Source organism: Citrobacter sp. MGH106, from assembly GCF_001037495.1.
GTDB classification, from domain to species: Bacteria; Pseudomonadota; Gammaproteobacteria; order Enterobacterales; family Enterobacteriaceae; genus Citrobacter; species Citrobacter murliniae.
In genome coordinates this window covers 4,102,070-4,119,663 of the sequence record NZ_KQ089822.1, presented here as the reverse complement: position 1 = coordinate 4,119,663, position 17,594 = coordinate 4,102,070, and the positions used below count along the sequence as shown (strand labels likewise).

The following is a 17,594-nucleotide window of genomic DNA, read 5'->3' as shown; positions in this document are numbered from 1 at the left end:
CTTACAGGCGATGACGGTAGTCGCTGGGAGTACGATCAAACTCGCGGCGGAACACGCGTGAGAACGTTTGTTGCGATACATAACCCAGATCCATCGCGATATCAAAAATAGGCCGCTCGGTGTTACGCAACTCGACTGCGGCCAGCAGAAGTCGACGCTGACGGATATAGTCGCCCAGCGTCTGACGCATCACCGTGCGGAACATCCGCTGTAAATACCACTTCGAATAGCCTGATTTTTTCGCGACCACCTCAATATTCAGCGGTTGGTCGATATGTTCATCAATCCATTCAATAAGGGTCTGAATAATTTGCTGATGGGACATATAGTTGCCTCTTGCTCAGTGTTCGATTCGTCGTTTTGTCTGTGGGCGAGTATAATTCCTCAAGTTAACTTGAGGTAAAGCGATTTATGGAAAAGAAATTACCCCGCATAAAAGCTCTGCTAACGCCTGGTGAAGTCGCAAAACGTAGCGGTGTGGCGGTATCAACTTTGCATTTCTATGAAAGCAAAGGCTTAATCAGTAGCATGCGCAATAGCGGCAATCAGCGTCGATATAAACGTGATGTGCTGCGCTATGTCGCGATTATCAAGATTGCTCAGCGCATAGGCATTCCGCTGGCGACGATTGGCGACGCGTTCGGTGTCTTGCCAGAAGGGCACTCGCTTAGTGCGAAAGAGTGGAAGCAACTCTCGTCGCAATGGCGTGAGGAACTGGATCGACGCATTCATACCCTGGTGGCGTTACGAGATGAGCTGGACGGCTGCATTGGTTGTGGTTGTTTGTCGCGCAGCGATTGTCCGTTGCGTAACCCAGGCGATCAGCTTGGTGAGCAGGGGACAGGGGCGCGATTGCTGGAAGATGATTGATGTGAAATATACGATGGGCATATCCCTTAAACAACATGAAGTATGACGGGGATAAAACTAAAGCGCCACAGAGGGCGCTTTAGTTTGGTTCCGGTCTTTGTCTTTCACTCTATCCCGCTGGTTCACGGGAGGGTTTCCCCCGACATCAACACCCCTCAGTCGAGCACATTAGGGGAGGTTCCGGCTTGTGTTGATAAGTTAATTGTAAGCCAGTTCAGGGTATTTGCCAGTGTATTGAGGGTTTTTTCGCCTAAAAATTTCCCACAACTCCACCAATTTTTCTGCGTAACTTTGCGTCCAAAACAAAACGATTGTTGCGACAACTCAGCGAAATTTGTTGCCAGATTGCGCATTGACGATAACGTTTGCGCATCGACTGTCTATTTCTTGTACGTTATAAGAAGAAATGAGTAAAAACTGGCAAAGTTCAGTTGAAAACCGTCGTATGATCGCTGGATAATCGTTTGCTTTTTTTTACCACCCGTCTTTTTATGCGCGAAGCTAAACGTTTGCTTTTTTGCGACACCCCTATTGACGCAAACCTGGCACATGGAGAAAACGTTTAGCAGGCAGTGGATTGTCCATCACGCATAGGGACGAAAAAATAAACTCTCAGGGGATGTTTTCTATGTCTACGCCTTCAGCGCGTACCGGCGGTTCACTCGACGCCTGGTTTAAAATTTCACACCGTGGCAGTACCGTCCGTCAGGAAGTCGTTGCCGGATTAACGACGTTCCTGGCGATGGTCTACTCTGTTATCGTGGTTCCAGGAATGCTGGGTAAAGCCGGGTTCCCGCCTGCTGCTGTATTTGTGGCGACCTGTCTGGTGGCAGGGGTTGGTTCGATTGTGATGGGCCTGTGGGCAAACCTGCCGCTGGCTATTGGCTGCGCCATTTCGTTAACGGCATTTACTGCATTCAGCCTGGTTCTGGGACAGCATATCAGCGTGCCTGTCGCGCTGGGTGCGGTGTTCCTGATGGGGGTCCTGTTTACCATCATTTCTGCAACCGGTATTCGTAGCTGGATCCTGCGCAACCTGCCACAAGGTGTTGCGCACGGCACCGGTATTGGTATCGGCCTGTTCCTGCTGCTGATTGCGGCAAACGGTGTTGGTCTGGTCATTAAGAATCCGCTGGATGGTCTGCCGGTTGCCCTGGGTGACTTCGATACCTTCCCGGTCATTATGTCGCTGATTGGTCTGGCGGTGATTATTGGCCTTGAAAAACTGAAAGTACCAGGCGGCATTTTACTGACCATTATTGGTATTTCCGTGGTCGGCCTGATTTTCGACCCCACCGTACACTTTTCCGGTATTTTCGCTATGCCTTCTCTGAGCGATGCTGAAGGTAATTCGCTGATTGGTAGCCTGGATATTATGGGCGCACTGAACCCTGTCGTCCTGCCGAGCGTGCTGGCGCTGGTGATGACTGCAGTCTTCGATGCGACGGGTACTATCCGTGCTGTGGCCGGGCAGGCGAATCTGCTGGACAAAGACGGGCAGATTATTGATGGTGGCAAAGCGTTAACCACCGACTCCCTGAGCAGCGTGTTCTCCGGTTTGGTGGGCGCAGCACCGGCGGCGGTGTACATTGAATCCGCAGCAGGTACGGCGGCTGGCGGTAAAACTGGTCTGACGGCGATCACCGTCGGCGTTTTATTCCTGCTGATCCTGTTCCTCTCTCCGCTCTCTTATCTTGTTCCTGCTTATGCAACGGCTCCAGCACTGATGTACGTCGGTCTGTTGATGCTGAGCAATGTGGCGAAAATCGACTTCGCTGACTTTGTTGATGCGATGGCGGGTCTGGTGACAGCCGTGTTCATCGTGCTGACCTGTAACATCGTTACCGGCATTATGATTGGCTTTGCCACGCTGGTTATTGGTCGTATCGTTTCTGGTGAATGGCGCAAGCTAAACATTGGGACCGTGGTGATTGCTGTAGCGCTGGTAGTCTTCTACGCAGGCGGTTGGGCTATCTGATCCTGATACGCTGATGATCCTGAAAACGGGTGGCTTTTGCCGCCCGTTTTTATTTTCAGAACACATCTCGTTGTCTTTTGCGTTACTCTGAAGTAGATAGAATTGAGGCACGACGCTTCTCGTCACATATCATAAGAAACATCGCAAACAGGGAACGCATGGAAATCTTCTTCACCATACTTATCATGACCCTTGTGGTCTCGTTGTCGGGGGTATTAACTCGCGTATTGCCCTTCCAGGTCCCTTTACCTCTCATGCAGATCGCCATTGGCGCCTCGCTGGCATGGCCGACGTTTGGTTTGCATGTGGAGTTCGACCCCGAACTGTTTCTGGTTCTGTTCATCCCTCCTTTGCTGTTTGCCGACGGCTGGAAAACGCCAACGCGTGAGTTTCTCGAGCACGGTCGGGAGATCTTCGGCCTGGCTCTGGCGCTCGTTCTGGTCACGGTTATCGGGATTGGTTTTATGATTTACTGGCTGGTGCCGGGGATTCCGCTGATCCCCGCTTTCGCACTGGCTGCCGTGTTGTCGCCAACCGATGCCGTCGCGCTTTCCGGCATTGTCGGTGAAGGGCGTATACCGAAGAAAATCATGGGTATCCTGCAGGGTGAAGCGTTAATGAACGACGCTTCTGGCCTGGTATCGCTGAAATTTGCCGTCGCCGTGGCGATGGGTACGATGGTGTTTACCGTCGGCGGTGCGACGGTTGAGTTCTTCAAGGTAGCGATTGGCGGTATCCTGGCCGGTTTTGTTGTCAGTTGGTTGTACGGCCGCTCTCTGCGTTTTCTCAGCCGCTGGGGCGGTGATGAGCCAGCAACGCAAATCGTCCTGCTGTTCCTGCTGCCGTTTGCTTCTTACCTGATTGCTGAACACATTGGCGTATCCGGGATCCTTGCCGCGGTCGCTGCCGGGATGACGATTACCCGTTCTGGCGTAATGCGGCGCGCGCCTCTGGCGATGCGTTTACGTGCTAACAGCACCTGGGCAATGCTGGAGTTCGTCTTTAACGGCATGGTATTCCTGCTGTTAGGGCTGCAGTTGCCAGGAATCCTGGAATCGTCGCTGGTGGCGGCAGAAGCTGATCCAAACGTCGAAACCTGGATGTTGTTTACTGATATCGTCCTGATTTATGTCGCGCTGATGCTGGTGCGTTTTGGCTGGCTGTGGACGATGAAAAAATTCAGCATGCGCTTCCTGAAGAAGAAGCCGATGGAGTTTGGCTCCTGGACGACGCGTGAAATCCTGATCGCGTCCTTTGCCGGCGTGCGTGGTGCAATCACACTGGCTGGTGTGCTCTCTATTCCGTTACTGCTCCCGGATGGTAGCGGCTTCCCGGCGCGTTATGAATTAGTATTTCTTGCTGCCGGCGTCATTCTGTTCTCGCTGTTTGTTGGCGTGGTGATGCTGCCAATTCTGCTGCAACATCTCGAAGTGGCCGATCACTCTCAGCAACTGAAAGAAGAGCGCATTGCCCGTGCGGCGACGGCCGAAGTGGCGATTGTCGCCATCCAGAAAATGGAAGAGCGTTTGGCTGCGGATACCGAAGAGAATATTGATAATCAGTTGCTGACTGAGGTGAGCTCCCGCGTTATTGGTAATTTGCGTAGACGTGCCGATGGGCGAAACGATGTAGAAAGCTCCATGCAGGAAGAGAACCTGGAACGGCGCTTCCGTCTGGCGGCACTGCGTTCAGAGCGGGCGGAGCTGTACCATCTGCGTGCTACGCGTGAGATCAGCAATGAAACGTTGCAGAAGCTACTGCACGATCTGGATTTGCTGGAAGCGCTGTTAATCGAGAACCAATAAACGGTTGTGCCTGATGGCGCTACGCTTATCCGGCCTACGAATCGGCAATACTGATGTAGGCCGGATAAGGCGTTAAGCCGCATCCGGCAATTTATGACTCTTGCGTTAACCAAAACCCTTCGCAACATTTCAGCCACGCCTGGGCGCTGTGCGACAGATACACGCCTTCACGCCAAATCATGCCCAACTGCCAGCGTAAATTACTTTCCAGCGGGATCCAGCGCAGCGTCTGCTTATCCAGCCGCTGGCAGATCGGCTCTGGCAAAATAGCGATCCCGACCCCGGCTTGCACCATCGCCGCCAGAAAGTCCCACTGCCCGCTACGCACCGCGATTCGCGGCTTAACGTTGTGCTGATTAAACAGTTCAAGTAGCTGACGGCTGAGAGCAAAATCTTCGTTGTAGATCAGTAACGGATGCTCAGCCAGTGCTTCGGGTGAAATGGAATCGCAGGTTGTCCACTGGCCGGATCGTGGCACAAGTACGCAGAGTGGGTGGCTGAAAAGAGGTAAGGTTGCCAGTCCGCTCTCTTCTTCGACCGGTAGCGCCGTCATTGCCACGTCCAGATCGCCATTCATCACTGCCTGCTGGACGGTTAAGCCGCCAAATTCAGATACCTTCAGTTCCACGCCGGGATAGCGCTGGCGAAACAGGCTGATTGGCCCCGCCATAAGCATGCCGACCATCGGGGGGATCCCGAGTCGCAGGATCCCTTTATTGAGATGGTTAATGTCGCTGAGTTCTGCTTCGAGTTGCCGAAATTCGGCCAGGATCGCCAGACCACGCTCAAACACCACCTGTCCGGTGTCGGTCAACAACAGCCGACGTCCGTCACGAATTAACAGCGTGCAATTAAGCTCGTCTTCAAGGTTCTTCAACATTTTGCTGATGGTGGGTTGGGTGACAAAGAGCTTCTCCGCTGCGCGGGTGAAACTCTGCTGACGTACTACCTCAACAAAATATCGCAGCGTTCTGATATCCATGATTATTCCTTAAGACTATGCCTGCAATGAGTTTAATTCATTTCAGTCCTGGGGGGAGGCTCTCTATACTGGCGCTCTCTATTTTTTAAGGACATTCCCTCATGGCTGTGGCGATAAGCCGCGTGACGCCTGCCGTTATTTACCGACTCCAGATACCCGTTCAGGTACTGTTGTACGCAGGTTTATTTGTTTTTGCCCAATATCTTGTCTCCTGGCTACACCTGCCGCTTCCTGCCAATCTGGTAGGGATGATTTTGATGTTGGCGTTGATTGTCTGCCGGGTTATCCCACTTAACTGGATACGTGCAGGCGCCCGCTGGTTACTGGCTGAAATGCTGCTGTTTTTTGTTCCGGCTGTTGTGGCTGTCGTGAACTATACGCAACTGTTGCTGGTCGATGGTTGGCGCATTTTTGCTGTTATTGCGATCAGTACGCTGATGGTACTTGGTGCAACCGCATGGGTAGTAGATAAAGTGTATCGCTATGAAATGAGCAGGTTAAACCGTGAGTAACTTCCAGTTAAGCGTGCTTTGCCTGGTGATAACGCTAGGTATCTATTTTGCCAACAAGCGTCTGTATCGCCGCTTTCGTAAATTACCGCTGATGCCGCTGGTTCTTACTCCGGCCCTGTTGGTACTGATGCTGGTTTTTGGCCACATTTCCTGGCAAAACTATATTGGTGAATCTCACTGGCTGCTGTGGCTGTTAGGCCCGGCGACCATCGCTTTTGCCGTTCCGGTTTACGATAATCTCGCGGTGATTAAGCGCCACTGGATGTCTCTGACAGCAGGTGTTGTCACAGCAACGCTGGTGGCTGTGACCAGCTCCGTCTGGCTGGCACGTCTGTTCATGTTACCCGATGAGATCCAACGCAGTCTGGCAGTACGCTCTGTCACCACACCGTTTGCGCTGGCGGCGGCGGAGCCGTTAGGCGGTCAACCGGATCTGGTGGCGTTGTTCGTAGTAGTTACTGGCGTGTTCGGTATGGCGGTCGGCGATGTGCTGTTTCTGCGGCTCTCTATTCGCGAAGGTATGGCGAAAGGGGCGGGATTTGGTGCGGCGTCCCACGGTGCGGGTACGGCGCGCTCTTATGAACTTGGTCAGCAGGAGGGGGTTGTCGCCAGTCTGGTGATGATGCTCTCCGGTGTGGTGATGGTTCTGGTCGCACCGTTGGTGGCTACATTGATGTTTTGAGAGAAAATGAACTCCTCCGACCCGCAGGCCGGAGGAGGAGAGAGACTATTAGTTAGTGCGCGCGACCCTGCTCTACACCGTACCCGGTCTGGGAACGGATGAACTGAGCACGGAACTGCTCCCGCTCACGGTTACCTTCTGCTGAGTTATCCGTAGCGGAGAAGAACCAAATCCCGAGGAACGCAACGCTGATAGAGAACAGCGCCGGGTATTCATACGGGAAAATAGCTTTTTCGTGGCCGAGAATTTGCACCCAAATAGTCGGGCCAAGAATCATCAGCACTACTGCCGTCAACAGACCTAACCAGCCACCCAACATAGCGCCTCGCGTGGTCAGTTTTGACCAGTACATAGAAAGCAGAATGATTGGGAAGTTACAGCTGGCAGCGATAGCGAAGGCCAGACCCACCATGAAGGCGATGTTCTGATTTTCAAACAATACGCCGAGCACGATAGCGATCACGCCCAGTACCAGCACAGTAATTTTTGAAACACGCAGTTCGTCACGCTCGGTTGCGCCTTTGCGGAACACGTTAGCATACAGGTCGTGAGAAACTGCTGATGCGCCTGCCAGCGTCAGACCGGCAACCACCGCCAGAATTGTGGCAAATGCCACGGCTGAGATAAAGCCGAGGAACAGGTTGCCGCCTACCGCATTCGCCAGGTGCACCGCCGCCATGTTATTACCGCCAATCAGCGCGCCAGCCGCGTCTTTGTACACCGGATTAGCACCGACCAGCATGATGGCGCCAAAGCCGATGATAAAGGTCAGAATGTAGAAATAACCCATAAAACCGGTGGCATAGAACACGCTCTTACGCGCTTCGCGGGCATCGCTGACCGTGAAGAAGCGCATCAGAATATGTGGCAATCCTGCAGTACCGAACATTAACCCGAGTCCCAACGACAACGCGGAGATCGGATCTTTTACCAGCCCGCCAGGACTCATAATGGCCGACCCTTTCGGGTGTACCGCCATGGCTTCGGTGAACAGGTTGTTGAAGCTGAAGCCGACGTGTTTCATCACCATGAATGCCATAAAGCTGGCGCCGAACAACAGCAGTACGGCTTTGATGATTTGCACCCACGTAGTTGCCAGCATGCCGCCGAACAACACGTACATCATCATCAGTACGCCAACCAGCACCACGGCAATGTGATAGTTCAGACCGAACAGCAACTGGATAAGTTTACCGGCGCCTACCATCTGGGCAATCAGGTACAGCGCCACCACCACCAGTGAACCGCAGGCAGACAGAATACGAATTGGCCCTTGTTTCAGGCGATAAGAGGCGACGTCAGCAAAGGTGTAACGACCAAGGTTACGCAGACGTTCAGCAATCAGGAACAGAATGATTGGCCAGCCGACCAGGAAGCCCAGCGAGTAAATCAGACCGTCATAGCCAGAGGTAAAGACCAGCGCGGAAATCCCGAGAAACGAGGCCGCTGACATATAGTCGCCAGCAATTGCCAGCCCGTTCTGGAAGCCGGTGATATTGCCGCCAGCGGTGTAATAGTCGTTACGCGACCGTACGCGTTTAGAGGCCCAGTAGGTAATACCGAGCGTAAAGACGACGAAGATCAGGAACATAACAATCGCCTGCCAGTTGGTTGGCTGGCGTTGGACTGCACCGCTAATAGCATCCGCCGCATTTGCGGCGAAGGGCAGCGTGGCGGCAAGCGCCGTCAGGACTCTCTTCATGATGCTTTAACCTCGTGCAGAACCGCATTGTTAAGACGATCGAATTCACCGTTTGCCCGCCAGATATAGATCCCGGTCAGAATGAAGGAGATAAGGATCACGCCCACCCCAATCGGAATACCCCGGGTAACGCTGGTTCCCGCATGCAGCGGCGTTCCCAGCCAGCCAGGCGCAAAGGCAATCAGTAAAATAAAGCTGATATAAACCACCAGCATGATGATGGACAGAACAGCGGCAAACCGTTGCCTTTTTTCAACTAATTCCCTGAAACGCGCACTGTCTTCTATCCGCTGATAAATATTGTCATTCATCACAGAGCTCTCCAGAGGTCCCCCTGCGTCTTTCGCGTTACAGGCTTGTTGGCCGCACTCACCCACCCCAGTGACATAGTGAACTCTGTTCTTGGGGATATGCTCGTTTGTCGCCTTCCTGTAACGCGAAATCCTTTGGGGGAGGTTTTTATATTTCCCTCCCGGTGAAGAGAGGGTAGGGTCAGATTTGTAGGCCGGATAAGACGTTTTGGCGTCGCCATCCGGCATTTTCAGGACTTTGTTAGGATGGCATCGCGATAGCCTGCTTCTCTTCGAGCAGTTTCTCTACCACGCCTGGATCGGCGAGGGTCGAGGTATCGCCCAGATTGCTGGTATCGCCCGCCGCAATTTTGCGCAGAATACGGCGCATGATTTTGCCGGAGCGGGTTTTCGGTAGTGAGTCAGTCCAGTGCAGCACATCTGGCGTTGCCAGCGGGCCAATTTCTTTACGCACCCAGTTGCGAACTTCAGCGTACAACTCAGGTGACGGCTCTTCGCCGTGGTTGAGTGTGACGTAAGCGTAGATCGCCTGGCCTTTGATGTTATGTGGAATACCGACTACCGCGGCTTCGGCGATTTTCGGATGCGACACCAGCGCCGACTCGATTTCCGCCGTACCCAGACGGTGACCGGAGACGTTCAGCACGTCATCAACGCGTCCGGTGATCCAGTAATACCCATCTTCGTCACGACGCGCGCCGTCGCCGCTGAAGTACATATTCTTGAAAGTAGAGAAGTAGGTCTGCTCGAAGCGCTCGTGATCGCCAAACAGGGTTCTCGCCTGACCCGGCCAGGAGTCGGTAATAACCAGATTGCCTTCGGTAGCGCCTTCCAGCGGATTACCCTCGTTATCAACGATGGCGGGTTGTACGCCAAAGAACGGGCGCGTCGCGGATCCGGCTTTCAGCTTGGTTGCACCCGGCAGTGGGGTGATCATGAAGCCACCGGTTTCGGTCTGCCACCAGGTATCGACGACCGGGCATTTTTCGTTACCAATTTTCTTCCAGTACCACTCCCACGCTTCCGGGTTGATAGGTTCGCCCACCGATCCCAGAATACGCAGCGATGAACGGTCAGTACCTTCAATCGCTTTATCACCTTCTGCCATCAGGGCGCGAATTGCGGTTGGTGCGGTATAGAGAATATTCACCTGGTGCTTGTCCACAACCTGCGACATACGCGCAGGCGTTGGCCAGTTGGGGACGCCTTCAAACATCAGTGTCGTTGCACCGCAGGCCAGCGGGCCGTACAGCAGATAGCTGTGTCCGGTAACCCAGCCCACATCAGCGGTACACCAGTAGATATCCCCCTGATGATAATCAAAGACATACTTAAAGGTCGTCGCCGCGTAAACCAGATAACCGCCAGTGGTGTGTAGCACGCCTTTCGGTTTACCGGTGGAGCCGGAGGTATACAGGATAAACAGCGGATCTTCCGCGTTCACTTCTGCCGGCTGATGTTCAGGACTCGCTTTTTCAATAAGATCGGACCACCACAGGTCACGACCTTCCTGCCAGTCTGTCTTCCCACCGGTGCGTTTGAGGACCACTACATGCTCAACGGTTTTCACGTTCGGGTTTTTTAGCGCATCATCCACATTCTTTTTCAGTGGGATGCCGCGTCCGGCGCGCACACCTTCATCAGCGGTGATCACCAGGCGTGAATTTGAGTCAATGATACGTCCGGCAACGGCTTCCGGTGAGAAACCGCCGAAGATAACCGAATGCACAGCGCCAATGCGGGCGCAGGCCAGCATGGCAACCGCAGCTTCCGGAACCATTGGCATATAAATAGCCACGACGTCGCCTTTTTTAATCCCCAAATCCAGAAGGGTATTGGCAAAACGGCAGACATCGCGATGCAGTTCGCGATAAGTAATATGTTTGCTTTGGGTGGCATCATCGCCTTCCCAAATAATGGCGGTGCGATCGCCATTTTCCAGCAGATGACGGTCAAGGCAGTTCGCCGCCAGATTCAGCGTGCCGTCTTCGTACCATTTTATGGATACGTTGCCAGGTGCAAAAGAGGTGTTCTTAACCTTGCTGTACGGTTTGATCCAATCAAGAATTTTTCCCTGCTCGCCCCAAAATGTGTCGGGATCGGTAATGGACTGCTGGTATTTCGCTTCGTACTGCTCCGGGTTTATCAGGCAACGGTCCGCAATATTTGCGGGAATAGCGTGTTTGTGTATTTGGCTCATGGCTTTTGTTCTCCTTGTAGGATGTTAATAATATGTCGCACAAACGTTAAATGTAGGGGCTTTGGCGTTTTTGTTTAGTATTTGCGCGGCAGATCACGCAATAAAGGAATTGTGCAAATTAGCGGCAAACTGATTTTTGAAGGGAACTAGCAAAAATTGATTAAATCTCGTAATAACATGCAGTTATCAATAAATTGTTGAAAAGGTGAACCGTATCGAAAATAGACAAAAGAGTGAGGCTCAGAAGGGGGTAAATAACTCTAAAGTGGTATTTTACATACACTTACAATTGATTAAAAACAACATTTCTTGTGGGGTTTCTTGTTACAAATAGGGTGGAGCAATGTCATGACAGTATTCGTGTGGTTGCTGTTATGGAAAACAATAAAAGAACCGCCATTGAAAGTAATGGCGTCATCTGGATGAGACCCCTATGGCAAGGACAAAATCACGCGTACGCCGTTTCTTCAGCCTGATATTACCGTTTTTATTTATATCTGTTGTTAACGCTGAACAAACCCCTGTACCCGCAAAGACCGTCACCGTTGAAGCGAAGAATGAAACCTTCGCCCCTCAGCATCCCGATCAATATCTCTCCTGGAAAGCCACGTCGGAGCAGTCAGCTCGTGAAGATGCGCTGGCAGAAGATCCTCGACTGGTGATCCTGTGGGCGGGATATCCTTTCTCCCGCGATTACAACAAACCGCGTGGGCACGCGTACGCGGTTACCGATGTGCGTGAAACCTTACGTACCGGCGCGCCAAAAACGGCAGAAGATGGTCCGCTGCCGATGGCCTGCTGGAGCTGTAAAAGCCCGGATGTGGCACGTCTGATCCAGAAAGACGGGGAAGACGGTTACTTTCACGGCAAATGGGCGCGTGGCGGCCCTGAAATTGTTAACAACTTAGGCTGCGGCGATTGCCATAACACCGCATCGCCAGATTTCGCCAAAGGGAAGCCTGAATTGACGCTGTCTCGCCCTTACGCGGAACGCGCCATGGAAACGATTGGCAAACCGTTTGATAAAGCCGGTCGCTTTGACCAGCAGTCAATGGTTTGCGGTCAGTGCCACGTGGAGTACTACTTTGACGGTAAAAACAAAGCCGTTAAGTTCCCGTGGGATGAGGGCATGAAAGTTGAGAACATGGAGAAATACTACGACGCCATCGCGTTCTCCGACTGGACCAACTCTCTGTCTAAAACGCCAATGCTGAAAGCGCAGCACCCGGAATATGAAACCTGGAGCGTGGGCATTCATGGCAAGAACAATGTGACCTGTATTGACTGTCACATGCCGAAAGTACAGAACGCCGAAGGCAAGATCTATACCGACCATAAGATTGGTAACCCGTTCGATAACTTCCCTCAGACCTGCGCTAACTGCCACACCCAGGATAAAGCCTCACTGCAAAAAGTGGTTGCTGAGCGTAAACAAGCGATTCATGACCTGAAAATCAAAGTTGAGGATCAACTGGTTCATGCGCACTTTGAAGCAAAAGCTGCATGGGATGCGGGCGCGACGGAAGCTGAAATGAAGCCGATTCTGGAAGATATTCGCCATGCACAATGGCGCTGGGATCTGTCGATTGCTTCACACGGTATTCACATGCACGCGCCGGAAGAAGGTCTGCGTATGTTGGGTAGCGCGATGGATAAAGCCGCTGATGCACGCACCAAACTGGTACGTCTGCTGGCGACCAAAGGCATCACTCATGAAATCCCTCTGCCGGATATCTCCACCAAGGAGAAAGCCCAGCAGGCGATTGGTCTGAATATGCAGCAAATCAATGCTGAGAAGCAGGACTTCATCAAAACGGTGATTCCGCAATGGGAAGACCAGGCACGTAAAAACGGTCTGTTAAGCCAATAACCCCATTCCGCCTCGCAAGGGGCGGATAACTCAACGGAGTGAATATGAGCGTATTACGTTCGTTATTAACTGCTGGGGTGCTGGCGTCAGGCCTGTTCTGGAGCCTGTGCGGGATAACCGCCACGCCAACGCCACAGGAATCGGAGCAACGCTGGACGGTAACACAACAGCGTAACCCGGATGCCGCCTGTCTGGATTGTCATAAGCCAGACACTGAAGGCATGCATGGTAAACATGCACAAGTCATCAACCCGAATAATAAACTGCCGGTTACCTGTACCAACTGTCACGGCCAGCCATCCCCGAATCACCGTGAAGGAGTGAAGGATGTGATGCGCTTTAATGAGCCGATGTACAACGTGGAGCAGCAGAACAGCGTCTGTATGTCCTGCCACCTGCCTGAGCAGTTGCAAAAAGCGTTCTGGCCGCATGATGTCCACGTGACTAAAGTGGCCTGTGCCAGCTGTCACTCATTGCATCCGAAGCAAGACACGATGCAGACGCTAAGCGATAAAGGACGGATTAAGATTTGCGTCGATTGCCACAGCGATCAGCGTAACAATCCAAACTTTAACCCGGCGTCTATTCCCTTGCTTAAGGAGCATCCATGAGTTGCTCTCGTCGCCAGTTTATCACCGGCGTCAGCGCGCTGGTGGCTGTGAGCGGGACGGCGGGACGCGTTGTGGCGAAGACGTTGAATATCAACGGCGTCCGTTACGGCATGATACATGATGAGTCATTATGCATCGGCTGCACTGCCTGTATGGATGCCTGTCGGGAAGTCAACAACGTGCCAGAAGGCGTCTCGCGTCTGACGATTATTCGTAGTGAGCCGCTGGGGACGTTTCCCGATGTGAAGTACCGCTTCTTCCGTCACTCTTGCCAGCACTGCGATCATGCTCCCTGTGTTGACGTCTGCCCGACGGGGGCGTCGTATCGCGATGCCGCCACCGGGATTGTGGATGTAAACCCGGATCTTTGCGTCGGCTGCCAGTATTGCATTGCCGCTTGTCCTTACCGTGTGCGATTTATCCACCCGGTCAATAAGACGGCGGATAAATGCGATTTCTGTCGGAAAACCAACCTGAAAGCGGGCAAACAGCCTGCCTGCGTTGAGTCGTGTCCGACGAAAGCGTTGACGTTCGGTAATCTGGACGATCCCAACAGCGACATCTCTCGTTTGTTGCACCAGAAAAACACCTACCGTTACAAGCTGGCGCTGGGCACAAAACCGAAGGTCTACCGCGTTCCCTTTAAATATGGGGAGGTGAGCCAATGACACCCGCTTCTGCTTTTCATTTTGAATCACTGGTGTGGGATTGGCCCATTGCCATCTATCTGTTTCTGATTGGCATATCCGCTGGACTGGTGACGTTGTCGGTATTGCTGCGCCGGCTGCACCCGGAAGCGGGCGGTGCCGACAGTACGCTGCTGCGCACCACGCTGGTACTCGGGCCGGGAGCGATTATTCTTGGTCTGTTGATTCTGGTATTCCACCTGACGCGACCGTGGACCTTCTGGAAACTGATGTTCCACTACAGCTTCACTTCGGTGATGTCGATGGGGGTCATGCTGTTTCAGTTGTACATGGTGGTGCTGGTGTTGTGGCTGGCAAAAATCTTCGAAAAAGATGTTATTGCCCTGCAACAGCGCTTCATCCCGCGTCTGAGTATCGTGCAGAAACTGCTGGCGCTGATAACGCCGTTCCATCGTCTGCTGGAAACAGTAATGCTGGTGCTGGCGGTACTGCTCGGGGCATATACCGGGTTCCTGCTGTCGGCGCTGAAATCCTATCCGTTCCTGAATAACCCGATCCTGCCGGTCCTGTTCCTGTTCTCCGGGATCTCCTCCGGGGCGGCGGTTGCGTTAATTGCCATGGCATTACGCCATCGCAGCAACCCGCACAGTACTGAGGCGCACTTTGTTCACCGTATGGAAACCCCGGTTGTCTGGCTGGAGATCTTCCTGCTGGCAGCGTTCTTTGTGGGGCTGGCATTAGGCGATGACGGCAAAATGCGTGCACTGGCAGCAGCGCTGGGTGGTGGTTTCTGGACCTGGTGGTTCTGGCTTGGCGTTGCCGGGCTTGGGCTGATACTACCGATGCTGCTGAAACCCTGGGCTAATCGTAGCTCGACGTTTCACGGCGTTCTGGCGGTGTGTGGCGCCAGTCTGACAGGAGTGCTGTTACTGCGCTTTTTTATTCTGTACGCAGGCCAGCTTACAGTTGCATAAGGTAGGGTGAATTCTGGAAATATTCCTTCCTGAAGCCGGTTTTCTGGCACTGCTGTTAAGTCTCGGGGTCAACGTGTTGACCCCGCTTGCCGCGCTGGTGGGTGTTCGCCTGCGCTGGCTGGGCGTGATGCGTCTGGCAAGCGTTGGCGTATGGACGCAATTTACACTGCTGCTGCTGGCTTTTGCCATTCTGGCTTTCTGTTTTCTGACCAGCGATTTCTCCGTTGTTTACGTTGCCCAGCATAGTTACAGCCTGCTGCCGTGGGGGTTAAAACTTGCGGCGGTATGGGGCGGTCATGAAGGATCGCTCCTGTTGTGGGTACTGTTTCTTTCCGGCTGGAGTGCGCTGTTCGCCTGGCGCTATCGGCGGGAACCGGACACGCTGTTTCCGCTGACTCTCAGCGTTCTGTCAATCATGACAGCTCTGCTCCTGCTGTTTGTGGTGGTGTGGTCTGATCCGTTTGTGCGTATCTTCCCGCCAGCGATTGAAGGGCGCGACCTTAATCCGATGCTGCAACACCCTGGACTTATCTTCCACCCGCCGCTGCTCTATCTTGGCTACGGTGGCCTGATGGTGGCGGCTGGCGTAGCGCTGGCTTCGCTGCTACGCGGGAGCTTTAGCGCGGCGACCGCCTGGGTATGCTGGCGCTGGGCGCTGCCTGGCTGGTGCGCTCTGACGTTGGGTATCATCCTCGGTTCCTGGTGGGCGTATTGCGAGCTGGGTTGGGGCGGTTGGTGGTTCTGGGACCCGGTTGAAAACGCTTCTTTATTACCCTGGCTTTCTGCCAGTGCGTTGCTGCATAGCCTGTATGTCACTTGCCAGCGGGGAATCTTCCGTCACTGGTCGCTGCTGCTGGCGATTGTGACGCTGATATTATCGCTGCTGGGTACGCTGATTGTACGTTCCGGTATTCTGGTTTCTGTCCACGCCTTCGCACTGGATAACGTCCGCGCCGCGCCGCTGTTCGCGCTGTTTACCGTGCTAAGCCTGGCATCACTTGGTCTGTATGCCTGGCGGGCGCGGGATGTCCACCAGGTTGCGCGTTTTGGCGGCTGGTCGCGCGAGATGTCGATTCTGGCGGCGTTGCTGCTCTTTTGCGCAGTGCTGCTAATCGTGCTGATCGGTACGCTCTATCCGATGATTTATGGCCTGTTTGGTTGGGGACGACTCTCCGTTGGCGCACCTTATTTTAATCGTGCCACGCTGCCGTTCGGCCTGCTCATGCTGGTGGTGCTTGGTCTGTCGGCGGGCGGGTTCTGGAAACGCTCTGCACGTATTTCCTTGCGCCGACGGGTCTGGCCATTTGCCATTGGTTTGTTGGTGGCTGCGCTGTGCTGGTCGCTGGGTACGCTGGACGCAATGGCTGGTGGGCTGGTCGCTGCGGTAATGGTGCGACTCTGGTTTCAGCCTCTGGAGGCACTACGCCGCCAGCTTCCGGCATTGCTGGCGCACACCGGTGTGCTGGTATTCGCTGCGGGGATCATCTTCTCCAGCGGCAGTCGGCACGAGATAAGCCTTAATTTAAGCCCCGGGGAACAGGTTGAACTGGCAGGTTATACGTTTCGTTTTGATCGCCTCGATCTTGCCGCACACGGGAACTACACCACCGAAAAAGCGCGAATCGTTATCTCAGAAGATGGGCAGCACATCGGCAGCGTTGTGCCAGAGCGACGTTTTTATGCGGCACGGCGTCAACAGATGATGGAGCCGGGTATTCGCTGGGATCTGCTTCATGACTGGTATGCGGTGATGGGCGAAAAAACCGGGGGAGAGAGATATGCGATGCGCTTTTACATTCAGACCGGCGTGCGTTGGGTATGGGGCGGCGGGTTGTTGATGGTACTCGGTGCGCTGCTCAGCGGATGGCGAGGGAGGAAGCGTCCTGGATTGTTGCCTGATGATTCTGCGCTTATCGCTCCTGTGTGTGATGAATCAGACAAGCTGAATAAGGCGTCGACGCCATCATCCGGCAAAACGATGTTACTGCTGGCAGTGCTGATTTTTCTGCCCTTTAGCGGCCATGCTCAGATTGTGGATACCTGGCGCTTTGAAAACCCGCAACAGCAGGAAAAAGCGCTATTTATTGCCAGCCAACTACGCTGCCCCCAGTGCCAGAACCAAAACTTACTGGAATCCAATGCGCCAGTGGCGGTCAGTATGCGTCATCAGGTTTACAGCATGGTGGAAGAGGGGAAAAGCGAGGAGGAAATCACCACCTGGATGACTGAGCGCTACGGCGATTTTGTGCGCTATAACCCCCCGTTGACTGGACAAACGCTGCTGCTGTGGGCATTGCCGTGCGTCCTGTTGTTGCTGGGAGGGATTATCCTGTGGCGGGTGAGAGTCAGCCAACGCAACCGCGGAGAACGTAAATGAGTCTGCATCAGGTCAGTGTAATATTACTGCGTCACAGCCAGCAGCAGGCTCAGCGGCTACTGGCACAACCCGA

The 17,594-nt window shown here is 53.6% G+C and carries 15 protein-coding genes; 10 read left to right on the top strand and 5 right to left on the bottom strand.

Annotation, left to right across the window (positions count from 1 at the left end):
- Window position 1 precedes the first annotated feature (1 nt).
- On the bottom strand, window positions 2–325 hold the full coding sequence (gene soxS, locus SK36_RS19200; protein WP_045438598.1) for a superoxide response transcriptional regulator SoxS: 324 nt from the start codon (window positions 323–325) through the stop codon (window positions 2–4).
- An 86-nt stretch (window positions 326–411) separates the two neighbouring features.
- Here soxS and soxR point away from each other — a divergent pair, with 86 nt between their 5' ends.
- The 3 genes from soxR to SK36_RS19185 all read left to right on the top strand — a co-directional run bounded on the left by soxR (window position 412) and on the right by SK36_RS19185 (window position 4,653).
- Window positions 412–870 carry a redox-sensitive transcriptional activator SoxR gene (gene soxR, locus SK36_RS19195; protein WP_045438603.1) on the top strand — a complete coding sequence of 153 codons (459 nt, stop codon included), beginning with the start codon at window positions 412–414 and terminating at the stop codon, window positions 868–870.
- Between the two features lie 628 nt (window positions 871–1,498).
- Window positions 1,499–2,848 carry a guanine/hypoxanthine transporter GhxP gene (ghxP, locus tag SK36_RS19190; RefSeq protein ID WP_048222415.1) on the top strand — a complete coding sequence of 450 codons (1,350 nt, stop codon included), beginning with the start codon at window positions 1,499–1,501 and terminating at the stop codon, window positions 2,846–2,848.
- Between the two features lie 158 nt (window positions 2,849–3,006).
- Window positions 3,007–4,653 carry a Na+/H+ antiporter gene (locus tag SK36_RS19185; RefSeq protein WP_045438610.1) on the top strand — a complete coding sequence of 549 codons (1,647 nt, stop codon included), beginning with the start codon at window positions 3,007–3,009 and terminating at the stop codon, window positions 4,651–4,653.
- A gap of 91 nt (window positions 4,654–4,744) precedes the next feature.
- Here SK36_RS19185 and SK36_RS19180 read toward each other — a convergent pair whose 3' ends face one another.
- The gene (locus SK36_RS19180) at window positions 4,745–5,635 is read right to left on the bottom strand and encodes a LysR family transcriptional regulator (RefSeq protein WP_045438614.1); all 891 of its coding nucleotides are present in this window, start codon (window positions 5,633–5,635) and stop codon (window positions 4,745–4,747) included.
- Window positions 5,636–5,736: 101 nt separating this feature from the next.
- Between SK36_RS19180 and SK36_RS19175 the strand changes: the two genes are divergently transcribed.
- Together SK36_RS19175 and SK36_RS19170 are read left to right on the top strand one after the other, a co-directional pair.
- The gene (locus SK36_RS19175; RefSeq protein WP_048222412.1) at window positions 5,737–6,147 is read left to right on the top strand and encodes a CidA/LrgA family protein; all 411 of its coding nucleotides are present in this window, start codon (window positions 5,737–5,739) and stop codon (window positions 6,145–6,147) included.
- Entirely contained in the window at window positions 6,140–6,829 is a 690-nt protein-coding gene (locus SK36_RS19170) for an LrgB family protein (RefSeq protein WP_045438622.1), read from the top strand. Before SK36_RS19175 ends, SK36_RS19170 begins: the two co-directional genes overlap by 8 nt.
- Window positions 6,830–6,881: 52 nt before the next feature.
- On the opposite strand, the gene actP is transcribed toward SK36_RS19170, so the two are convergent.
- The 3 genes from actP to acs form a co-directional block, all read right to left on the bottom strand.
- Window positions 6,882–8,531, bottom strand: coding sequence for a cation/acetate symporter ActP (gene actP, locus SK36_RS19165; RefSeq protein ID WP_045438625.1), 1,650 nt, complete (start codon window positions 8,529–8,531; stop codon window positions 6,882–6,884).
- Complete coding sequence (locus SK36_RS19160; protein ID WP_045438627.1) at window positions 8,528–8,842, bottom strand: DUF485 domain-containing protein; 315 nt, start codon at window positions 8,840–8,842, stop codon at window positions 8,528–8,530. Before SK36_RS19160 ends, actP begins: the two co-directional genes overlap by 4 nt.
- A gap of 241 nt (window positions 8,843–9,083) precedes the next feature.
- The gene (acs, locus tag SK36_RS19155; RefSeq protein ID WP_048222409.1) at window positions 9,084–11,042 is read right to left on the bottom strand and encodes an acetate--CoA ligase; all 1,959 of its coding nucleotides are present in this window, start codon (window positions 11,040–11,042) and stop codon (window positions 9,084–9,086) included.
- Window positions 11,043–11,475: 433 nt separating this feature from the next.
- Here acs and nrfA point away from each other — a divergent pair, with 433 nt between their 5' ends.
- From nrfA to nrfF, 5 genes are read left to right on the top strand one after another with little or no spacing between them, the layout of a single operon-like run.
- The gene (gene nrfA / locus SK36_RS19150; RefSeq protein ID WP_045438632.1) at window positions 11,476–12,912 is read left to right on the top strand and encodes an ammonia-forming nitrite reductase cytochrome c552 subunit; all 1,437 of its coding nucleotides are present in this window, start codon (window positions 11,476–11,478) and stop codon (window positions 12,910–12,912) included.
- Window positions 12,913–12,956: 44 nt separating this feature from the next.
- Window positions 12,957–13,523 (top strand): cytochrome c nitrite reductase pentaheme subunit, encoded by a 567-nt coding sequence (gene nrfB / locus SK36_RS19145; protein WP_045438645.1) that lies wholly within the window; start codon window positions 12,957–12,959, stop codon window positions 13,521–13,523.
- Window positions 13,520–14,191: a cytochrome c nitrite reductase Fe-S protein gene (gene nrfC, locus SK36_RS19140; protein ID WP_045438650.1), complete on the top strand. Its 672-nt coding sequence runs from the start codon at window positions 13,520–13,522 to the stop codon at window positions 14,189–14,191. The genes nrfB and nrfC overlap by 4 nt, the downstream gene beginning before the upstream one ends.
- On the top strand, window positions 14,188–15,144 hold the full coding sequence (nrfD, locus tag SK36_RS19135) for a cytochrome c nitrite reductase subunit NrfD (RefSeq protein ID WP_045438653.1): 957 nt from the start codon (window positions 14,188–14,190) through the stop codon (window positions 15,142–15,144). The genes nrfC and nrfD overlap by 4 nt, the downstream gene beginning before the upstream one ends.
- A gap of 10 nt (window positions 15,145–15,154) precedes the next feature.
- Window positions 15,155–17,521, top strand: a complete 2,367-nt coding sequence (gene nrfF, locus SK36_RS19130; RefSeq protein ID WP_136345597.1) for a heme lyase NrfEFG subunit NrfF — start codon at window positions 15,155–15,157, stop codon at window positions 17,519–17,521.
- Window positions 17,522–17,594 lie beyond the last annotated feature (73 nt).

Bases quoted from the DNA above. Each gene is read 5' to 3' on its own strand.
- SK36_RS19160 (WP_045438627.1), bottom strand. From the start codon at position 8,842: ATGAATGACAATATTTATCAGCGGATAGAAGACAGTGCGCGTTTCAGG.
- acs (WP_048222409.1), bottom strand. From the start codon at position 11,042: ATGAGCCAAATACACAAACACGCTATTCCCGCAAATATTGCGGACCGT.
- nrfC (WP_045438650.1), top strand. From the start codon at position 13,520: ATGAGTTGCTCTCGTCGCCAGTTTATCACCGGCGTCAGCGCGCTGGTG.
- soxS (WP_045438598.1), bottom strand. From the start codon at position 325: ATGTCCCATCAGCAAATTATTCAGACCCTTATTGAATGGATTGATGAA.
- soxR (WP_045438603.1), top strand. From the start codon at position 412: ATGGAAAAGAAATTACCCCGCATAAAAGCTCTGCTAACGCCTGGTGAA.
- nrfA (WP_045438632.1), top strand. From the start codon at position 11,476: ATGGCAAGGACAAAATCACGCGTACGCCGTTTCTTCAGCCTGATATTA.
- actP (WP_045438625.1), bottom strand. From the start codon at position 8,531: ATGAAGAGAGTCCTGACGGCGCTTGCCGCCACGCTGCCCTTCGCCGCA.
- ghxP (WP_048222415.1), top strand. From the start codon at position 1,499: ATGTCTACGCCTTCAGCGCGTACCGGCGGTTCACTCGACGCCTGGTTT.
- SK36_RS19180 (WP_045438614.1), bottom strand. From the start codon at position 5,635: ATGGATATCAGAACGCTGCGATATTTTGTTGAGGTAGTACGTCAGCAG.
- SK36_RS19185 (WP_045438610.1), top strand. From the start codon at position 3,007: ATGGAAATCTTCTTCACCATACTTATCATGACCCTTGTGGTCTCGTTG.
- SK36_RS19175 (WP_048222412.1), top strand. From the start codon at position 5,737: ATGGCTGTGGCGATAAGCCGCGTGACGCCTGCCGTTATTTACCGACTC.
- nrfD (WP_045438653.1), top strand. From the start codon at position 14,188: ATGACACCCGCTTCTGCTTTTCATTTTGAATCACTGGTGTGGGATTGG.
- nrfB (WP_045438645.1), top strand. From the start codon at position 12,957: ATGAGCGTATTACGTTCGTTATTAACTGCTGGGGTGCTGGCGTCAGGC.